Origin of the sequence: Leptotrichia sp. OH3620_COT-345, assembly GCF_003932895.1 — a bacterium.
Lineage (GTDB): Bacteria > Fusobacteriota > Fusobacteriia > Fusobacteriales > Leptotrichiaceae > Pseudoleptotrichia.
Genome location: NZ_RQYW01000096.1, coordinates 1 through 611, shown reverse-complemented (window position 1 = coordinate 611; position 611 = coordinate 1). Strand labels below are relative to the sequence as shown.

The following is a 611-nucleotide window of genomic DNA, read 5'->3' as shown; positions in this document are numbered from 1 at the left end:
ATAAGAAGAAAGCTGTGAAGAAAGTTCAAAAACCTGTAAGGGAAAAGAAAGTAAATAAAAAGAAATAAAATTTGAAATCTGTTAATCTTCTTTTTAATTATTTTTATGTAAAATAATTTTATTTAGATAAAGTATTTATCTAAAATTATTAAGAAGATATTTTTGATAAAGTGATTATCTGTATTATTAAAATTCTATATTTATTTTGACAGAAAATGAATGTTATTTGTAATTGATTATTTGATTTGTATTATCAAATAATTTAGATATAAAATATTGAAATTTTTATATTAAATATTGAATGGTTAGACATGAAAATAATAATGGGAATTATAAGGAGGAAAAATGAAACTTAAAAAAATAATGCTGATGTTTTCAGGATTTGTATTATTAATAACGGAGCAGATAAGTTACAGTGACCCTGCAGTGGATAGACTGTTAAGAGAAGCGAGAAAAAGACAGGCGGAAGAACAAAAACAGCAACAGAAGATGGAAAAAATAGAAGAGCCGTCGGTTATGGAAGAAATACCTGTAACAAATACAAACAGTATACAGAAGAGAGCGGCAGAAATAAAAAGAGAATCACAAAGTAAAAAAGCGGAAGAAATGAA

1 protein-coding gene is annotated in these 611 nt (G+C 25.2%); it reads left to right on the top strand.

Going from position 1 to position 611, the window contains the following annotated elements:
- Positions 1–345 precede the first annotated feature (345 nt).
- Positions 346–611: hypothetical protein (locus tag EII29_RS11505; protein WP_199726093.1), on the top strand; the 266-nt coding region annotated here is incomplete at its 3' end.